The following is a 2,514-nucleotide window of genomic DNA, read 5'->3' as shown; positions in this document are numbered from 1 at the left end:
ATCCGTCATAACGCACCAGAATTGTAATACCCGGTTGATTAAAAATGGTGCGTTACATTTCATTAACGCACCCTACTGAACCGACACTGGTAGGGTGTGTTAGACGGCATTAATTACTCGGTATTATCAGGTATTTAACAATCCGTCATAACGCACCAGAATTGTAATACCCGGTTGATTAAAAATGGTGCGTTAGGGCGGGTTTGTATAAATCTTAGAGTAACCATGAAATCTAGCTAAAACCCGCCCCTACTATTGCACTATTTTAGCTGTGTCGGTCCACTACTGGACTAAAATGTTGCCAACCGTAGGGGCGGGTTCCCCGTTAAATTCATCAGTTTTCACATTTGATTAGATAAACCCGCCCCCAATGATATAATATCATGTCCGGTTGAACAGTTATAAATAATTAGGGAGGAGTCAGGAGTCAGGAGTCAGGAGGGAAGTGGGAAACAGAAAGTATAAAAAGGAGAAAGTTTTTTTATCACGCTCTTATCCGGACATGATATAACGCACTACTGCAGTGACACATCTAATGGGTGTGCGTTATGGTGGGTTTGTATAAATCCTAGAGTAAGCATGAAAATTCTAGCTAAAACCCGCCCCTACTATTGCACTATTGAAGGTGTGAGACACCAGTAGATAGAGACTTGAAAAAAGGGTAAAAACAGGAAGCTAGCTAATGACTGACAGGTTCTTTAACGAATTAATGGAGTTAATAAAGAAATATATTCCTCAGAATCTCTAAAAATAGCTCCTCTTTCAATCAAATCTTGTTTAAGTTGTTCAGTCATTCCACAGCTATTACTACTGAATTTTGCATTTTTTACTTCACTATTTTTAAATTCAGTTTCTCGGAAGTCAGCTTCTTCGAGATTCGCTCCATTCAAATTAGCACCTTTTAAGTAGTCTTTTCTGAGACCAAAAAAATAAGCTTCACCAAGGTCAGCTTCGCTAAGGTCTGCTTGTCTGAGGTAAGCTCCACTAAGATTTGCTCCACTGAGATTTGCTCTATAGAGATTCGCTCTACTAATATTAGCTCCACTAACGTAAGCTCCAAAGAATTTAGCCGTACTCAGGTCAGCACCTCTGAGGTTAGCCTTACTAAGGTTAGCTTTACTGAGATTTGCTCCACTCAGGTTAGCTTCTCTAAAGTCAACTCTAACCAACTCTGCTTTACTCAGGTCTGCTCCACTTAGGTCTGCTCCACTCAGGTCTGCTCCACTCAGGTCTGCTCTACCAAGGATAGCTTCTCGGACATCTGCTTCACCAAGTTTGGCTTGTTTAAGCTCTGCTCCACTTAGGTCTGCTCTTCTTAGATTAGCCCTTTCGATACCAGCTCTACTAAAGTTAGCTACTTTCAGGTCAGCTCCAATAAAGTTAGCTTCACTCAGGTCTGCTCCAATAAAGTTAGCTCTGCTAAGGTCAGCTCCACTTAAGTCAGCTCCAATAAAGTTAGCTTCACTCAGGTCTGCTCCAATAAGTATAGCTCCTCTAAGATTGATTCCCATAAGCTTGACTTGTCTTAAATTAGCACCTCTGAGATTTAATCTTTTCTCACCTTGATTAGTTTGAATTGTCTGAATTAATAATTTTTGGTCATTAGCTCCAGTCATAGCAGCTTTAAGTTTAGCCACATCAGTATCAGAAATATCCGCAGCAATTGTCAATCCTAATTTTTCCTTTTCAGACTCTATAAATTCAACAGTTTCTATCGGCACATCAAATATTTCTATTAATTCTCCTGAGTTAAATAGTAGTTCAATTTTTTCTAGACATTCTGGAGCAGCTTGTAAAATAAACTTCAGTTTTCCTGAATAAATATCAACAATTTTTAATCCCTCATCATTAGCAGCTCCTTGCAGATATTTTTCAATCGCTGTTAATGTCGTCTTGTGTCTTTTATTTCCAAGATTTATATTAAGTATAAATTCTATATTTGTATCTTCTTTTGTGTAGTTACCTTGATTTACCTTTGTTTGACTATAATCTCTACTTACCTTAGTTTTAAAAATTGCAGACTTTTCTAAAATATCTCCATTTATTGTAGATTTAGATTCCTTATTATTCATGTTATTAATTTACATTAAATTATTTTGACTTGCCTTTAGTTTACACAGATCCATAGAAAAATTCCAGGTGTGGGAAGTGTGGGAAGTGTGCCTCAACTATCCGATTTAAGGAGTCGGGGAGCGGGGGAGTGTAGGAGAGTCAGGGAGTGTAGGGAAGTAATTTTTTTGCTCAACACTTCTGACTTCTGACTTCTGACTTCAGCTATACCTGCCATCTTTTCGTTTACGATTAGATACTGAATAATTAATAATTAGGGTTTGCTGAAAAAGTCTTTTTGTGCAGACAGGGAGAGACGTTGCATGGAACGTCCCTACAGAGTCAAGAGAAACAGCGAGTTATAGAGAAGGTACTCATAAAAATTATCTCTTGATTTTCCTGCCCAACTCTTACCCAATTATTAATTATTAATAATTAAATAATTCGCGCCTTGAAGCCTCCCCT

The 2,514-nt window shown here is 38.1% G+C and carries 1 protein-coding gene; it reads right to left on the bottom strand.

All coding sequences use genetic code 11. From position 1 onward, the window contains the following. Window positions 1–698: 698 nt before the first annotated feature. The gene (locus tag ACP6PK_RS21765; protein WP_426562586.1) at window positions 699–2,072 is read right to left on the bottom strand and encodes a pentapeptide repeat-containing protein; all 1,374 of its coding nucleotides are present in this window, start codon (window positions 2,070–2,072) and stop codon (window positions 699–701) included. Window positions 2,073–2,514 lie beyond the last annotated feature (442 nt).

The sequence above is a fragment of the Dapis hubbardiae BLCC-M172 genome (genome assembly GCF_050016015.1).
In the GTDB taxonomy this organism is placed as follows: domain Bacteria; phylum Cyanobacteriota; class Cyanobacteriia; order Cyanobacteriales; family Microcoleaceae; genus Trichodesmium.
The sequence above is the reverse complement of the archived record's forward strand: the minus strand, read 5'-3'. Positions and strand labels throughout refer to the sequence as shown.

Excerpts from the sequence above, each read along its gene's own strand:
- ACP6PK_RS21765 (WP_426562586.1), bottom strand. The coding sequence starts at position 2,072 with ATGAATAATAAGGAATCTAAATCTACAATAAATGGAGATATTTTAGAA.